Genomic DNA, 14,670 nt, shown 5'->3' with positions numbered 1-14,670 from the left:
GCGATGACCACCTCTCTCCTATGTTGTGCGGCGGAGAGAGGTGGAGGTCCTTTTCAGCTGTTCGGGAACAGTCCCGCAGCGAAGGCGATACGCAGCGCTTCGGACAGGCTGCGGACTTCAAGCTTCTCCATCAGGTTCGCGCGATAGATCTCCACCGTCCGCGGGCTGATATCGAGTTCATAGGCAATTATCTTGTTCGAGCGCCCTTCGATCAAGCCCTTGAGCACATCGGTTTCGCGGGGCGAAAGCTTTGCGATCTTCGCTTCGGCGGCGTTGACCCGGGCGGCGGCTTCGCTGCCCTGTTCCAGCCGCGCGAACGCCGTATCCAGCAGTTGCATCAGCACGTCGGCTTCATAGGGCTTTTCGACAAAGTCGAGCGCCCCGGCCTTCATAGCCTGCACCGCCAGGCCGACATTCCCCTGACCCGTCAGCACAATGGCGACGAATTTCGGATCCTTGTTCATGGTGGTCAGCACGTCCAGACCGGTTGCGCCCGGCATGTGGAAATCGAGCAGGACGATGCCAGGGTCGAGGTCGTTCACTTCCTGAAGAAATGCATCGCCGGACCGGTAGCTGCGGATCAGTAGGTCGTTGCGGATGGAAAGCAGTGTGTGCAGCGATGCGCGGACTGCATCGTCGTCGTCCACGATATATACTGTTCTTGTCATTTAATCGTGACCCCCTTCGATCATCGGCAAAGTGAAACGGAAAATCGCGCCCCCTTCTGGTTGGTTGGCAGCGCTGAGCGAGCCGCCATGGGCTTCGATGATACGCTTGCTGATCGAAAGGCCAATACCCATTCCGCCGCGTCCGCCTTTTGTGGTCGTGAAACGCGTGAAGATGGTTTCCAGCACCTGTGCAGGCATGCCGGGACCATTATCGGCAACAGCTATTTCGACCGTCTGGTCGTCCAGTTTCCGCGAACTTATGGTGATGATGCGGTCCGGGCGATCGCAGCCGCGCAGCGCTTGCATCGCATTCCGGATGAGGTTCACCAGCACCTGCTGCACTTGGATGCGGTCGGCGAAGACGAACCTGACCTGCGGATCAAGCTGGAAGGCGGTGCGGATGTTGAAATGCGTCGTGCCCACCTGCACCAGATCGGCGGCATCGCGCACGGTCCGTTCGATCGATTCCGCGCGCATCTCGACCTCGCCGCGCGCCATGAAGGCGCGCAGGCGTCGGATGATCTCGCCTGCCCGTTGGGTTTGATCGACGGCGGTGCGGAGCAGTTCGATCACCTTTTCCCCCTGCTCCCCACGCTCCAGGAGCATGCGCGCGGCGGAGAGGTAATTGGAGGTGGCACTGAGCGGCTGGTTGAGTTCATGCGCCAGATCGGCAGCCAGTTCGCTCATCGCGCTTTGCCGCGATACGTGCGCGATTTCGGCGCTGAGATCGCTCAGACGTTCCTGCGTTGCGAGCCGTTCGCTCATGTCGCGTACGAACATCGTCAACAAGAATTGCGTATCGATCCGCGCGACGCCTGTGCGGATCTCGATAGGAAAGCAGCGGCCTTCCGCCGATTCCGCCGTGCTGGTGTGAATGTCGCCGATCACCCCTTCACCATGTTCCAGGAAACGGCGGAGAACGGTCATGTGCGTTTCACGCACGTTTTCCGGCACAAGGATCGTTGCGGAGCGGCCCAGCACATCTTCGGCGCGATAACCCCAGAGGCGCTCCGCAGCGGCGCTGAACTGCTGAATCAGGGCGTTGTTGTCGATGACCACCATCGCATCGGGAACGGTCTGGAGAATGGAGCGCAGTTGGGCTTCGCGTCGGCGCAATTCCGAATCATGTTCATCGCGTTGGGTGATGTCGAGGATGACACCGATCGTGCGGACGAGGTTGCCCTGCTCGTCATAAAAGGCGCGGGACGATCCCTCCACCGCGCGAACCCCGCCATTGGGCTGGATGAAGCGGTAGCGGAAGCTGAAGCGGTCCGCGCGGGTCTGCACGGCACGCGCGATGATTTCGAGACTAGTCTGGACGTCCGACGGGTCGACCTGCGCGCGCCAGCTTTCAAAGCTGCTGATGCTGCCGGGCCGAAGCCCCAGCCGCTGTTCGGTGCCGAGCGACCATTCGATACGTCCGGTTTTCACATCCCATTCGAACACGCCCAGTTCATGCGCGAGCGAAGCGGCGGCAAGGCGTTCCTCGCTGTCGCGCAACGCTTCCATCGCTTTTTGACGCTCGGTGGTGTCCGTGAGCTTGAGCGCGATGACCGGTTCGCGTCCCGGACCGCTGACATTGACGCCGCGTTCGACCACGGACACTTCCCGGCCATCGCGGTGGAGCTCGATCAACTCCTGGATGTGACCATCGGATTGACGGGATTCGACCGAGTAGATCGGGCAAACCGACCGCAGCAGTAGATACTTGTATTGCCCGCGCGCTTCGGCTGCGGTCCATCCATAGAGCCGCTCGCAGCCTCCCGACCAATAGGCGATCCTTCCGTCGGCGGTGGTGATCGCTACCGTAGCCGAATCCACCGCATCCGACAGTTCGAGCGCATGGGCCTGAGCACGCGATATCCGTGTGATCGCCCAGAACGTTATCATCCCGACGATCAGCATATTGCACAGCGTGACCAGCGCCTCGGTCGCTGCGGCCGACATGCCGTTGCGGCTCCAAAAGAACAATTCGAGCACCGAGGGTATGATCGGCAGCAGCAAGGCGGCAGGCAGGAACGCCAGCATCCACCAATTGCCACGGCGCCTCGCGACCGCGCGCACAATTGCCAGATCGGCATTGAGGAGGATCAGCGTGATCGAGAGGATAATCCCCATGAATGCGGATGGCATGGAGGCGATCAGCACCTGAGGCACCTTGTGCGTCGGCTCGGCGAACAAGATCATCATGCCGGCAGCCATGGATAAGCAAAGCACCCCCGTTGCGATCAGCCCGACCGCTTCGGCGGAAAACCAGCCCCTGATCCGCGACCCGAACGCCGAAATCGTGAGCAGCAAGAGAATGCCCGCACTGATCAAGCGCGGTCGCGGTATGTAGCCATGGTCCGAGCCGAGCGGCGGGATCTCGCCGATCAATCGGGCCAGGCTCCAGGCGCTACCCGTCAAAGTTTCCGCGATGTACGATGCCGCGACGACGATCGGGAGGATCCAGAGCAAGGTCGCCGCGCGCTGCCGGTCGCAGATCGAGGCGAGTAGCCCGAGGCTGACACCTACATAGCCGACACTGGTCAACGGACGGATCGGAAACGTGTCGAACCCGAAGGTTTGCAGTTGCCTGACCTCGAAAAGCCAGCCGCAAAAAGACGTAGCTGCGCAGATAGCGGCGATGCCAGCAAGCAACGCGGCAATCGGCCTGTTCTTCGTTCCCGGCTGCTGCGCCGGGATCATTTCAATACCGTTCACACGCAAGTCACCTGCCCCTGCACAGGATCGCGAGGTCTGTCATGAGCAACTACATTGGTTAACATTATGTGTGAAACTCCGTAGAATTCCAGAGAAGATTTTCTAAGGCCATTAATTGTCTGACGAATTTCTGCCGGACGGCAACCATGCTTGCAATGCCGCAGGAACCCGGCGATCAATCGAGCAAGCCCAAGAGGGCGGGCCGGATCATTGGGGACAAGTATCTTGATCAAAGCGTTGCTGATGGGCGCCAGCCTGGTGGCACTGGCGGGATGTACCAGCGCCGACACGAAGCCGCAGGCTTCAAGCGAGCAGGCACGCGCTCCAGGGCGGGGCAAGGGGTATTCGCACGATCCCTATCCATCGACCTACCATGCCTATCCCGGCGCAGCGACGCTGGTCACCAACGTCACGATCCTCGACGGCGAGGGCGGGCGTATCGACGGCGGATCCGTGCTGTTCCGCGATACCAAGATCGTCGCGGTGGGGCAAAACCTGCCCCGCGACGCCGATGTGACGGTGATCGACGGGCGGGGCAAGTATCTGACCCCAGGCGTGATCGACATCCACAGCCATTTGGGCGACTATCCTTCGCCTGGCGTTCCGGCGCTGTCCGACGGCAACGAAGCCACGTCGCCGGTAACCGCCGATGTGTGGGCCGAGCATAGCGTGTGGCCGCAGGACCCCGGCTTCAGCCGCGCGTTGACCAATGGCGGCGTCACTACATTGCAAGTCCTGCCGGGCTCCGCCAATCTTTTCGGTGGGCGCTCGGTCGTGCTCAAGAATGTCTATGCGCGCACGATGCAGGCGATGAAGTTCCCCGGTGCGCCTTATGGCCTGAAGATGGCGTGCGGCGAGAACCCCAAGCGCGTGTATGGCTCGAAGGGGCGCCAGCCGGCGACCCGGATGGGCAACATGGCAGTCGACCGCCAGACCTGGGCGCGCGCCGCCGAGTATAAGCGCCGCTGGGACAAATATGAGGACAAAGGCGGCGAGATGCCGGGCCGCGACATCGCCATGGACACGCTGCGCGGCGTGCTGGACGGTGAGATCCTTATCCAGAATCACTGCTACCGCGCCGACGAGATGGCCAACGTCATGGATATGGCCAAGGAATTCGGGTACAAGGTGACCGCGTTCCACCACGCGGTGGAGGCGTACAAGATCGCCGACCTGCTCAAGGAAAACGGCGCCTGCGCGGCGGTGTGGGCCGACTGGTACGGCTTCAAGATGGAAGCCTATGACGCAGTGAACGAGAACCTTGCCATTTTGGAGAAGCAAGGCACTTGCGCGATGATCCATTCGGACGACGAGAACGGCATTCAGCGCCTCAACCAGGAAGTTGCCAAGGCGCGCATGTCGGGGATCAAGGCCGGCTATGACATCTCCGAAGCGCAGGCGTGGCGCTGGCTCGCGATTAACCCGGCCAAGGCGCTGGGCATCGACCGCCAGACCGGCAGCCTGAAGCCGGGCAAAATGGCGGACGCGGTGCTGTGGAACGGCAATCCGTTCAGCGTCTACACCCGCCCGCAGATGGTGTGGGTCGATGGCGCGCTGCTGTATGACGCCAGCAATCCGAAGCTCCGCCCCGTATCGGACTTTGAGCTGGGCCAGCCGGGCGAAGGGGATGTGAAGTGATGAAGACGCTGCTTCTTTCCGCAGCAGCGGTGATCGGTCTGGCGGCGCCCGCTAGCGCGAAGGACGTCGTGATCACCAACGCCAAACTCGTGATCGGCGACGGGTCCGCCCCGGTCGAGGGTGGCACGGTCGTCGTGCGCGGCGGACGCGTTGTTGGCGCCGGCAGCGGCGTGGCCGTGCCTGCGGGTGTGCGTGTGATCGACGCGGGCGGGCGCTGGGTGTCGCCCGGGATCTTCGCTGGCTTCACGCGCATGGGCATCGTCGAAGTCGACGGCGTTGAGGCGACCAACGACACCGCGGCAAGCGGTTCGCCCTTTGACGCGGCACTCGACGTCGCCCCGGCGGTGAACCCGAAAAGCACGCCGCTGGCGATCAATCGGCTGGAAGGTGTCACCCGCGCCGTAGTTGCGCCGGATAACAGCAGCGGATCGATCTTTGCGGGGCAGGGTGCGGTGATCGACACCGCCGCCGACATGGACGCCGTCACGCGCCCACGCGCCTTTCAGTTCATGGAATGGGGCGAGGCCGGGGCGCGTGCTGCCGGGGGCAGCCGTTCCGCGGCCTATGCATTGCTCAAGAACACGCTGTTCGAAGTGCGCGATTATATCCGCAGCCCTGCCGGCTTCAACGCGCGCGGCAAGGAAGCATTGCTGACCCGTGCCGATGCTGAGGCACTGGTGCCGGTGGTGCAGGGCCGCACCCTGCTCCTGGCGCATGTCGAGCGGGCGTCCGACATCCTGGTGCTGCTCCAGCTCAAGCGCGAAGTGCCCGGGCTCAAGCTGGTGCTGGTCGGCGCCACTGAAGGCTGGACCGTGGCGCGTGAGATCGCCGCGGCGGGGGTGCCGGTGATCGCGTCGGCGGTGGCCGACCTGCCGTCTTCGTTTGAGCAGCTGGCTGCCACCCAGTCCAATATCGGCCGGATGAAGGCGGCGGGCGTGCTGGTCGGCATCGGCACGATTAACCAGGACGAAGCCCGCCAGGCACGCTGGGAAAAGCAATATGCCGGCAACCTGGTGGCGCTGGGCAAGATTCCTGGCGCGAGTGGACTGAACTGGGGCGAGGCGTTCGCAACGATCACCTCCCGCCCGGCCGAGGCGCTGGGCATGGGCGACGAGTTCGGCTCGTTGCGGGCGGGCCGGCGCGGTGACGTGGTGATCTGGGACGGCGATCCGCTCGAGATCGGAACCTCGGCGGTGCAGGTGTTCATCGACGGCGTCGAGCAGCCGATGACTAGCCGCCAGACTCGCCTGCGCGATCGTTATTGGAACCCGCGCGAAGGCGCGTTGCCCAAGGCGTACCAGCACTAAGGCGGTCCGGGCGGGCTGCGGCTTGCCCGGAACCTTGGCGGCGGCTTTGGCATTGCCAGTGCAAGGCATTGGGAGATCGAAATGAAGCAATATCTATGGATGGCAGGGGCCGCGCTTGCCCTGGCTGGGTGTCAGAGTGAAGGCACGCAGGAGCCTGCCGCGAATGCCGTGGCCAACGTAAACGTCAACAGTTCGGGAGAGGATGTCGGCGCGCGGGTCGCCGCCTTGCCCGAACGCCAGCGCAATGTCGTGTTCATCCGTGCGATCCTGGATGCGAAGCTGCCGTGTCAGGCAGTGAAGACCTCGCAGCGGCTTGAGGATCAGGACGGACGGCCATTGTGGCGCGCGGACTGTTCAGGCGGCGGCAGCCATATGATCACGGTCACGCCAGACGGCACTGCAAATATCGTCAGCCGATCGGACCGCTAACGCAAGGCCCAAGGCTTTTCTAACTCCCTCCCGCAAAAGCGGGAGTGGGGGCCAACGCTCCACCCTGCGCTCGCGGACCTTCCGCCAAGCAAAAAGGGAGGTTCCAACCGGAACCTCTCCTCCTTCAGTTCAGCCAAGGTGGCAGGGCTCAGAGCCCGACCACGCCGCCGTCGTTTTTGGTGATCACCACCGTCGCCGAGCGCGGACGCGCCGTGGCGGTGCCGGTCGCCTGGCTATCCGGCCAATGCCCGTCGGGATGCTGAATGCCGACGAACAGGGTCCGGCCATCCGGGGTGCTGTCCACGCCCGTGATTTCACAGCCGACAGGGCCCACCAGGAACCGCTTCAGCGTCGCCGCTGTCGGTGCCGCGCCGACGCGGGTCGCCTGGGCGGCGGTGGCGCCGTTCGCGGCGGTGTTGGTGATGGTCCGCGCGCCGCCGTCGCCGACGGTGCCCGGGATCGCCGCCAGCATCATGCAGTTGGTGACGTCGGTGTAGGCGCCGTCATCGGTCTGCAGCCACAGTAGCGGCTTGACCTGGCCCGAGGGGTTGGTGTTGCGGGCGAACCACAGGCCATCGGGGCTGGAGAAGTCCTGATCCGCAGTCAGCCCCGACACGTTGATGTTGGCGGGATCGAGATCCGAGCCGGCACCGAACAGATAGATATCCCACTTGAACGTGGTGGCTTCGGTGGTGTCGCCGTCCTCGCGCAGGCGGATGACATGGCCATTGGCGTTTCCACTCGACGAACGCGCGCTGTCGACTCGCGGATCGGTGTACGAGCGCGGATTGGCCGCATCGGTGTTTGCCAGCGCGCGGCCGCCATTGTTGGTAAGTGTCAGATAGACTTCGCCGGTCTGTGGATTGACGGCCGTCCATTCCGGACGGTCCATCGGCGTGGCGCCGACAACGGTCGCGGCGAGGCGGGCGTTGATCAGCACGTCAGCCTGATCCGCGAACGGGTAGGCGGCGTAGGTCGAGTCGATACCGTTCTGGCCATAGACCAGCGGCAGCCACGCGCCGGTGCCATCGGCATTGAACTTGGCCACGTACAGCGTGCCGGTGTCGAGATACTTGTCGCCCATCGCCAAGCGGTCGGTGGCGTTGGCATCGGCCTCGACCCAGGCCGTCGCCGAGACGAACTTGTAGAGATGCTCGCCCCCCGAGTCGTCGCCAGTGTACCAGGCAGGCTTCTTGCCAGCCTGGAAACGCCCCGGCCATGCGCCTTCATGGCCAAGACGGCCGAGCGTGGTGCGCTTCCGCGGGACCGAGTTCGGGGTGTAGGGATCGAACTCGACGACCCAGCCGAACTGGTTGGGTTCGTTGCGGAAGTCGGTGGTCGCCGAGCTGCCCGTCGCGCGCGCATCCCAGCGGCGGAAGCGGGTGTCGGCGGGGTCGCTGGGGACCACGGTCGACCAGCCGTAATTGCCGTTGGCGCGATCACTGATGCCATAGCGGCTGAGCGACGCGAGTTCCTTGGCAGTGCGCGTGCCGTCGGCAAAGCGGCGGAAATACCCGGCCCAATTCTCTTCGCAGGTTAGCGCAGAGCCCCAGGGGGTCACGCCATTGGCGCAGTTGTTGATCGTGCCGCGGCCGCTGGTGCCCAGGGGAGAGTAGGCGGTCTTGAGCAGGTCCGAACCACGCGCAGGACCGTTGAAGACCATCGGCGTGTTCGGGGTCAGGCGGCGGTTGAAGCTGCTACCCTGAACGGTGGTCCAGGTGCGGTTGGCGCCTTCAGTTACCTCGGTGATGCTGACGCCGTGCGCTTCGATTTCCTTGAGCGCGTCTGCTTCGGGACGAACGCCGCCAAAGCTGGTGCCAGCCGGATGCAAATTCTCTTGAACGATGTTTTCGTGATTCTGCACGATCAGGCCGCGCGTCGAGCTGTTCGCATCGCGGGTGCCGGTGCTGCTTAGGCCGAACCACTGCAAAGCGTCGTGTTGGTCGCCGATGCGCTGGGCGAAGTTCGTGTCGGTGCCGTCGTTCTTGTATGCGGGCACATTCGCGGCGATTGGATCGCCCACCCGGTTGATAACCTGAACGGTGTAGCCGGCGGGCACGCTCACGACGTCGAGCAGGTTCTTCGGCACGGCGGTAAAGCCCAGCGTCGCGGGATTGACCGTCACGGTCGCGACGCCGGTGGAGGTGCGGCCCTGCGCGTCGGCGGCGGCCAGCTGGAAAGTGAAGGTGGTCGCGGCGGCAACGGCAGGCGCGATGAAGGTCGGCGTCTTGCTGGTCGGGTTTGACAGCGTGACCGGCGTGCCGGTGGGAGCTGTCTGGGTCCATGACAGGGCTTCCACGCCCTTGTCGTCGCTGGCGTCACCGCTCAGCGTGACCAGGCGGCCCGCGCTGGTGGTGATCGCCGCGCCGGCGTTGACGGTCGGAGCCGCGTTGTTGTCGCTCTCATTGCCGTCGTTGCTGTCGCATGCGGCAAGCGCTGACGCACCGAGCGTGGCGGCGACGATCGCCGATCCGCCGCGTAGCGTCTGGCGGCGGGAAAGGCGGCGGTCGGCCAGTTCGTTCAGCGTGATCTCGGTGCTGGTGTTGGTGTCGACGTCGCCATCGGTATAGCCGAAAGGCGTCTCGGTCAGGTCGTTCATGGAATCGGTCCCCCAGGACGCCGAGTCAAATGCGACCCGGTCTAACCCGCTCTTGGGAGGGCAGAATTACGACATGATGTGATTGTGGTTGCATCCGGGTGACGCTTTCAAGACGTGAATGTGACGCTTTGCGCTAAAGCCGCACAGCGCGTAAGCGGCGGCGATGCGAGCCGGGGAGCCTGACAAGGATGATCTGCCTCCGCCGGGCGAGAGCCTGGCGGGCACGGTGCTGCGGACCCTGCGGGGCGCTGGACCGCCACCGGCGACGGCGACGACGTCGCGGCGGTGGAGGGAGGCCGCGGGCTTGGCAGCCCTGATTGCGGCCGCTCCGGTGCTGACGATCACCGGCGCGCATGTGCTGGCGGGACGCGAGCGCGCACAAGCGGATCGGCTTGAGACAGCGCTGGCGCCGCGCGTCGCGCGGCAGGTTGCCTCGGAGCAGGCGCGCGACCTGCTTGCGCCGCTCGTCAACAGCCCGACACTTGCGGCGACGCTGGATACGCTGGCCCGCGGATTGCCGAAGGATGCTAGCATCGTGCGGGCCGAACGGGGAGGGGACGGCGCGCTGCGGCTGGAACTGCGTACGCCGGACCCCGACGCGCTGCGCGGGGCGCTGCGCCGGGTGCCCACCTTGGCCGTGTTGCGGGAGATCGGACAGCAGCGAAGCGATGCGGCGATGATCGTGTCGTATCGGGGGCAGACGGAATGACTCTGCCGCCCATTGCGATCGGTGCTGCGCTCGGAGCGGCCGCGTTGCTGGTCCTGAGCCCCACCGTGTCGGACGCGTTGGAGACGTTGCGCGCGGCGCGCACGGCGCACACCCGGCTTGCCGCCGAGGCGCAGCGGCCCGATGTGGTGACGCCCATCGTGGCGCCCGCAGCGGCGATCCCGGCGGCGGATGAAGCGGCTGCGCGCGCTGCGGTGCTCACCCGCGTGAACCGGCTGTCCAAGGCCGGCGGCATATTGGTGGAGACCGTCGGGGCGGTCCCGATGCCCCACGGCGTCGCGGCGGTGCGGCTGCGGGCTTCCGGCGCCGAAAAGGCGGTCCTGGCCTTTGCCGACGCGCTGGAGCGCGAGCGCCCGCTGATGCGGTTGCGAAGCTGGCGAGTCGAGCCGGCCGCCGGCGGCGGCGTGCGGCTGTCCGGAGAAGTCGTCGCGCCATGGCAGTGAAGATTCCCCGCACATGGTGGCCGTTGCTGAGCGCTGGAGCGTTCGCGATCCTGATGCCCGTCGCCTTGTTGTTGCCCGGTGGACGCTCGCCCATTGCAGCGACGGGCCAGCCGCTGTCGCCGCTGGCGCCGGCAGCGCCGCCTGCACTCCAGGCCGTGTACGAACGGCCGCTATTCGCCACCCCTGCCGAGCAGGCGGACACGGCCTTGCCGGCGGATGCGCCGCAGCTTGTCGGTATAGTCGGCAGGCTTGGGGAAGACGCCGTGGCGCTCGTCAAGGGCGCCGATGGCGCAACACGAACGCTGCGCGTCGGCGAAAGCGTGGATGGCTGGCAATTGGCATCACTGGCGATCGATGCCGCCTTCTTCACGCGCGGCAGCCAGCAGGCGCGCGTCCCGCTGCCCGCCGGCTGAGCGGCGCCTCAGTAGATCCCGTCGATCTCCACCGTCAGCCTGGGCGTCGGCGGGGCGAGCAACAGGCTGGAGCGGCGGTTGTTCTCGATCTCGTCGGCGCGGAGGCGGTTGTAGCGGTCCTTGGTCGCGGCGCTGGCATCGGCGGTGTCGCGCAGGATCGTCGGCTTGAGGAAGATGAACAGCGTGCGCTTCTGGTGCTGCTCGCGCCGGCTCTTAAACAGCTCGCCGACGATCGGCAGGTCGCCCAGGATCGGCACCTGCTGGCGCGAGTCCTGATAATCGTCGCTGATGAGACCGCCGAGCACGATCGTCTCGCCATTGTCGGCCAAGACCGAGGTGTTGATTGCACGACGATTGGTGATGAGGTCGGACGCGCCAGAGACGGACACGTTGGCGATCGACGAGGCTTCCTGATTGACCTGAAGCCGGATCGTGTCGCCGGCGTTAACCCGCGGCAGAATGCGCAGGGTAATACCGACATCCTTGCGCTCGATCGTGGTATACGGGTTCACGTCGCTGGAATTGGTCAGGATCGAGCCGGTCACGAACGGCACATTCTGGCCGACGACGATCTCGCCGACGACGTTATCGAGGGTGGTGATCTGCGGCGTAGACAACAAGTTCGCGCGCGTTGAGGCGCCGAGCGCCTGGACCAGAATGGAGAAATCATCGCCCAGTGACACGTTGCCCGCAAAGCCGCCGGTGAGCAGGGCACCCGCCGGCACGCCGAGCGAGGTTAGAAGGTTCCCAAGCGACACTCCGGCCTGGCCACCAAACGATGTGCCGGCCCCGTCGCGGTTGAGTACTGCGCCCGCAGCGCCAAGCTGGACGGAAAGCGCCTCGGCATCGTCACCGGTAATCTCTGCGATCGCAGCTTCGATGATAACCTGAGGACGGCGCACATCGAGGTCGGTGATCAGCCCTTCGATCGAGTTGATCGCGGTGGGCGTCCCCCGCACCACCACCGCGTTCAGCTCGGGCGCGGGCTGCACGGTCAGCTCCGGGGTGGAAAAGCCCTGCGGACGCTGCCCCGGCTCGCTGCTCATCTGAGGCTGGGCCTGTACGCCAAGCCCCCCCCCCAAACCGCCGCCAAGCCCCCCGGCCGCGGCGGCAGCGCCGAGCCCGCCGCTAGTCGCCGCCGAGCTGTTCGGCAAAGCGGATAGGATCTGCGACGGGTTCTGCCGCATGAACGGATTGGAATTGCCGCCCGACAGGCTGCGAGCCACTGGATTGTCGGCACTTTCGCCCTGGCCGAGCACGCCGCGCAGCACGTCGGTGACGGACTCGGCATCGGCATAGTTCAGGCGGAACATGCGCGTGATCGGCGTAGCGCCGCCCGGCTGGTCGAGCGATACGGCTATGCGGCGTGCCTCGGCGACGGCCGCGGGGGTGCCGCGGATGATGACAGTGTTGGAGCGTAGATCGGCGGCGACGCGCGCGCCGGTGCCACCCTGTGCATCGCCGAGCACGGTCTGGAGCGATTGGGCAACATCGCCGGCATTGCCGTTGCGCAGGCCGATGGTCGCGAAGCTCTGGCCGCTGCCGCCATCCAATTGGCGGGCAATCGCCTCCACCCGGCGGACGTTGTCGGCATAGTCGGTGACGACGATGGCGTTGGGCGCGGTCAGCGGCTCGACGCTGCCGAAAGTCGCCACCAGCGGGCGGACGACACGGGCGACGTCGGCGGAGGGCACGTTGGACAGCCGCACCATGCGGGTAACCAGTTCCTGACCCCCGGCGGCGCGGCTCGGCACGCCACCATCCCGCACAGCGTTGGCGGCAGGCACCACGCGCCACGCGCGTCCGGAGCGGACGGCGGAGAAGCCGTTGGCGCGCAGCACCGACTGGAACAGCTCCCACACGCCCGCCTTGGTCAGCGGCGTGGCGGAGGTGACGGTCACTGCGCCCTTCACTGCGGGATCGAGAATCAGGGTGCGCCCGGTGATGCGGGAGATCTGGTCGGCCACGTCGGCGATCTCCACACCGCGCATGTTGATCACGACGTCGGCCGCTTCGGTTTCGGCGGTCTGCGCGACTGCCGCCATGGCGTCCAGCGCAGTGCCGGCGAGCGCGAGTGCGGCGAGAGTGGAACGGAGCTTGGACACTTGGGGTTCTCTTTAACGCAGCGGAACGGTGAGCGTGATGCGCTTACCGTCGCGGAGGATCTGGATCTGGGCGGAGCCGCTCGCCTGGGCGCCGGCAAAAGCGGCGTTGGCGGCGGTCTGGTCGGACAGCGACGTGCCGTTGACCGATTGGATGACATCGCCCGGCACCATGCCCGGCGGGCCGTTGTCGCCGATGCGATAGCCGCCATTGACCGGGCTGGCGTCGAAGCGCTGCAACAGCGCGGCAGTGCCCGCGGCGGGCGGGGCGGACGGCGCGGCGGTGCCGCCGGGCGCGGCAGGCGCGGCGGCGCCAGGTTGCGGGCCCTGGGCTGCGGCAGCCTGACGCTGTTCGGGCGATAAAGTCGGATCGGGAAAGGCTAGGTACTCGCTGCGCCCGCCGGTTGACAGGATCACTCGGTCGCGCAGGATCGCCTGGATGGTGGCGCCGTTTACGGCCTCTCCGACATGGAAGGGCGCGGCCGGCTGGCCACTGACGGCGATGAAGGCGGTCGACAGCGAGGCCGGGATGGCGGCAACGACGCCCTTCAACTCCAACGGCATGCTAGTGGCCTGCGCAGCCTCGGTGGCGGACGCCTTGCCGAACGGGGCGAGTGCAAGGGCAGGGGCGATGTCGGGCATGGCGGCGGGGCCGCTGCGGCCCGATGGCACGGTGATCGCCCCCGTGCCGGCATGTCCAGCGATCCGCCAGGTCAGCCCGGCAAGCGCGAAGGCGACCGACACCACCATCGCGCCGGTAAGGATGTCGAGCAGCGTACGGGCTTGGCGCGGAGTAAGGCTAAGGGCAGGGATCATCGCCGGCGACCGTCCACGAAGCCGTCGAGCGATGCAAGGGGCGAGCGCTCGTTCTGCGCAAAGACGTTGACGCGCACCCGCTGAATCTCGGGATCGTCGGTGCGGCGGCGCTCGACCGCTACGCGCCACTGCTGACCCAGCATCGGCACCTGCTCACTCATGCCCGAGATGCCGGCTTCCATTTCGGCCAGCCGGTTCTCCGCCGCCCACATGGCGGCGCTGCGCCGCTCGAGACCGCGCGTTGAATCGATGTGCGACTCCACCGTGCGCATCAGTCCCACTGTGGCGATGGCCAGCACGGCGAGTGCCACCAGCGCCTCGATCAGCGAAAAACCCTCGTCGTTCATGCGCGCGGCGCCGGAACGGCGCTGGCGGTCAGCCCATCGTAGCTGACGCGCCAGCGCTGATCGCCCCGCTCGATCACCGCCGTAAGCGGCCGCCCGGCGCCGTCAACGCCCAGCATTACCGGCGGGCGCACGTTGAGTGTCACGACGATCCCAGAGGGCAGGCGGTGAAAGGCGAGGGCGTCGTCGGTGCGGGCAATCATACGCCCGTCGGCTCCCATCGTGGCAAAGCCGTAGCCGTGCTTTTCAGCGGTGAAGGCGATGATCCGGTCGCCCAGCATGGCATCGTCGGCAGCGGCCTGAAGCCGCATTGCCAGGCGCCGCGCTTCCGTCTCGACGGTGGGCGCGCGGGTCGCGGCGCCGATGCCGAGCGTCACCGCCCCGGCCGCAACGCCAATGATGACCAGCACGATCAGCATCTCGATCAGAGTCATGCCGGCTTCGGCATGCCCTTTGCCTATGCTGACGCCCCCCCGCATGG

The 14,670-nt window shown here is 65.9% G+C and carries 13 protein-coding genes; 6 read left to right on the top strand and 7 right to left on the bottom strand.

Annotation, left to right across the window (positions count from 1 at the left end; all coding sequences use genetic code 11):
• Positions 1 to 53: 53 nt before the first annotated feature.
• Together FHT02_RS09625 and FHT02_RS09620 are read right to left on the bottom strand one after the other, a co-directional pair.
• Positions 54 to 668, bottom strand: coding sequence for a response regulator transcription factor (locus FHT02_RS09625; RefSeq protein WP_184086861.1), 615 nt, complete (start codon positions 666 to 668; stop codon positions 54 to 56).
• Entirely contained in the window at positions 669 to 3,371 is a 2,703-nt protein-coding gene (locus tag FHT02_RS09620) for a PAS domain-containing sensor histidine kinase (RefSeq protein ID WP_343056891.1), read from the bottom strand. It lies immediately after the preceding gene.
• Positions 3,372 to 3,614: 243 nt separating this feature from the next.
• Between FHT02_RS09620 and FHT02_RS09615 the strand changes: the two genes are divergently transcribed.
• The 3 genes from FHT02_RS09615 (at position 3,615) to FHT02_RS09605 (ending at position 6,745) form a co-directional block, all read left to right on the top strand.
• Positions 3,615 to 5,009 (top strand): amidohydrolase, encoded by a 1,395-nt coding sequence (locus FHT02_RS09615; protein WP_184087100.1) that lies wholly within the window; start codon positions 3,615 to 3,617, stop codon positions 5,007 to 5,009.
• Positions 5,009 to 6,316 (top strand): amidohydrolase family protein, encoded by a 1,308-nt coding sequence (locus FHT02_RS09610; RefSeq protein ID WP_184086859.1) that lies wholly within the window; start codon positions 5,009 to 5,011, stop codon positions 6,314 to 6,316. The genes FHT02_RS09615 and FHT02_RS09610 overlap by 1 nt, the downstream gene beginning before the upstream one ends.
• Before the next feature lie 81 nt (positions 6,317 to 6,397).
• On the top strand, positions 6,398 to 6,745 hold the full coding sequence (locus FHT02_RS09605; RefSeq protein ID WP_184086857.1) for a hypothetical protein: 348 nt from the start codon (positions 6,398 to 6,400) through the stop codon (positions 6,743 to 6,745).
• A 148-nt stretch (positions 6,746 to 6,893) separates the two neighbouring features.
• Here the strand turns inward: FHT02_RS09605 and FHT02_RS09600 are convergent, their stop codons facing one another.
• On the bottom strand, positions 6,894 to 9,344 hold the full coding sequence (locus FHT02_RS09600; RefSeq protein ID WP_184086856.1) for a PhoX family protein: 2,451 nt from the start codon (positions 9,342 to 9,344) through the stop codon (positions 6,894 to 6,896).
• Positions 9,345 to 9,648: 304 nt separating this feature from the next.
• On the opposite strand from FHT02_RS09600, the gene FHT02_RS09595 reads away from it, so the two are divergent.
• From FHT02_RS09595 to FHT02_RS09585, 3 genes are read left to right on the top strand one after another with little or no spacing between them, the layout of a single operon-like run.
• Positions 9,649 to 10,053 (top strand): hypothetical protein, encoded by a 405-nt coding sequence (locus tag FHT02_RS09595; protein WP_184086854.1) that lies wholly within the window; start codon positions 9,649 to 9,651, stop codon positions 10,051 to 10,053.
• Positions 10,050 to 10,514 (top strand): hypothetical protein, encoded by a 465-nt coding sequence (locus FHT02_RS09590; protein ID WP_184086852.1) that lies wholly within the window; start codon positions 10,050 to 10,052, stop codon positions 10,512 to 10,514. The genes FHT02_RS09595 and FHT02_RS09590 overlap by 4 nt, the downstream gene beginning before the upstream one ends.
• Positions 10,511 to 10,927, top strand: coding sequence for a hypothetical protein (locus FHT02_RS09585; protein ID WP_343056890.1), 417 nt, complete (start codon positions 10,511 to 10,513; stop codon positions 10,925 to 10,927). Before FHT02_RS09590 ends, FHT02_RS09585 begins: the two co-directional genes overlap by 4 nt.
• Positions 10,928 to 10,935: 8 nt before the next feature.
• On the opposite strand, the gene gspD is transcribed toward FHT02_RS09585, so the two are convergent.
• Genes gspD through FHT02_RS09565 form a run of 4 tightly spaced genes read right to left on the bottom strand, consistent with a single transcriptional unit; the run spans position 10,936 to position 14,668 of the window.
• Positions 10,936 to 13,032 (bottom strand): type II secretion system secretin GspD, encoded by a 2,097-nt coding sequence (gene gspD, locus FHT02_RS09580; protein ID WP_343056889.1) that lies wholly within the window; start codon positions 13,030 to 13,032, stop codon positions 10,936 to 10,938.
• Between the two features lie 12 nt (positions 13,033 to 13,044).
• Positions 13,045 to 13,845 carry a type II secretion system protein N gene (locus FHT02_RS09575; protein ID WP_221239391.1) on the bottom strand — a complete coding sequence of 267 codons (801 nt, stop codon included), beginning with the start codon at positions 13,843 to 13,845 and terminating at the stop codon, positions 13,045 to 13,047.
• Positions 13,842 to 14,192 carry a type II secretion system minor pseudopilin GspI gene (gene gspI / locus FHT02_RS09570; RefSeq protein WP_184086848.1) on the bottom strand — a complete coding sequence of 117 codons (351 nt, stop codon included), beginning with the start codon at positions 14,190 to 14,192 and terminating at the stop codon, positions 13,842 to 13,844. Before gspI ends, FHT02_RS09575 begins: the two co-directional genes overlap by 4 nt.
• The gene (locus FHT02_RS09565; protein ID WP_281393123.1) at positions 14,189 to 14,668 is read right to left on the bottom strand and encodes a prepilin-type N-terminal cleavage/methylation domain-containing protein; all 480 of its coding nucleotides are present in this window, start codon (positions 14,666 to 14,668) and stop codon (positions 14,189 to 14,191) included. The genes gspI and FHT02_RS09565 overlap by 4 nt, the downstream gene beginning before the upstream one ends.
• Positions 14,669 to 14,670 lie beyond the last annotated feature (2 nt).

Origin of the sequence: Sphingomonas xinjiangensis (genome assembly GCF_014199255.1) — a bacterium.
Taxonomy (GTDB): domain Bacteria; phylum Pseudomonadota; class Alphaproteobacteria; order Sphingomonadales; family Sphingomonadaceae; genus Sphingomonas; species Sphingomonas xinjiangensis.
This window is presented reverse-complemented; position numbering and strand designations above follow the sequence as displayed.

Excerpts from the sequence above, each read along its gene's own strand:
- FHT02_RS09565 (WP_281393123.1), bottom strand. The coding sequence starts at position 14,668 with ATGCGGGGGGGCGTCAGCATAGGCAAAGGGCATGCCGAAGCCGGCATG.
- FHT02_RS09610 (WP_184086859.1), top strand. The coding sequence starts at position 5,009 with ATGAAGACGCTGCTTCTTTCCGCAGCAGCGGTGATCGGTCTGGCGGCG.
- FHT02_RS09575 (WP_221239391.1), bottom strand. The coding sequence starts at position 13,845 with ATGATCCCTGCCCTTAGCCTTACTCCGCGCCAAGCCCGTACGCTGCTC.
- FHT02_RS09615 (WP_184087100.1), top strand. The coding sequence starts at position 3,615 with ATGGGCGCCAGCCTGGTGGCACTGGCGGGATGTACCAGCGCCGACACG.
- FHT02_RS09625 (WP_184086861.1), bottom strand. The coding sequence starts at position 668 with ATGACAAGAACAGTATATATCGTGGACGACGACGATGCAGTCCGCGCA.
- FHT02_RS09590 (WP_184086852.1), top strand. The coding sequence starts at position 10,050 with ATGACTCTGCCGCCCATTGCGATCGGTGCTGCGCTCGGAGCGGCCGCG.
- gspI (WP_184086848.1), bottom strand. The coding sequence starts at position 14,192 with ATGAACGACGAGGGTTTTTCGCTGATCGAGGCGCTGGTGGCACTCGCC.
- FHT02_RS09605 (WP_184086857.1), top strand. The coding sequence starts at position 6,398 with ATGAAGCAATATCTATGGATGGCAGGGGCCGCGCTTGCCCTGGCTGGG.
- FHT02_RS09600 (WP_184086856.1), bottom strand. The coding sequence starts at position 9,344 with ATGAACGACCTGACCGAGACGCCTTTCGGCTATACCGATGGCGACGTC.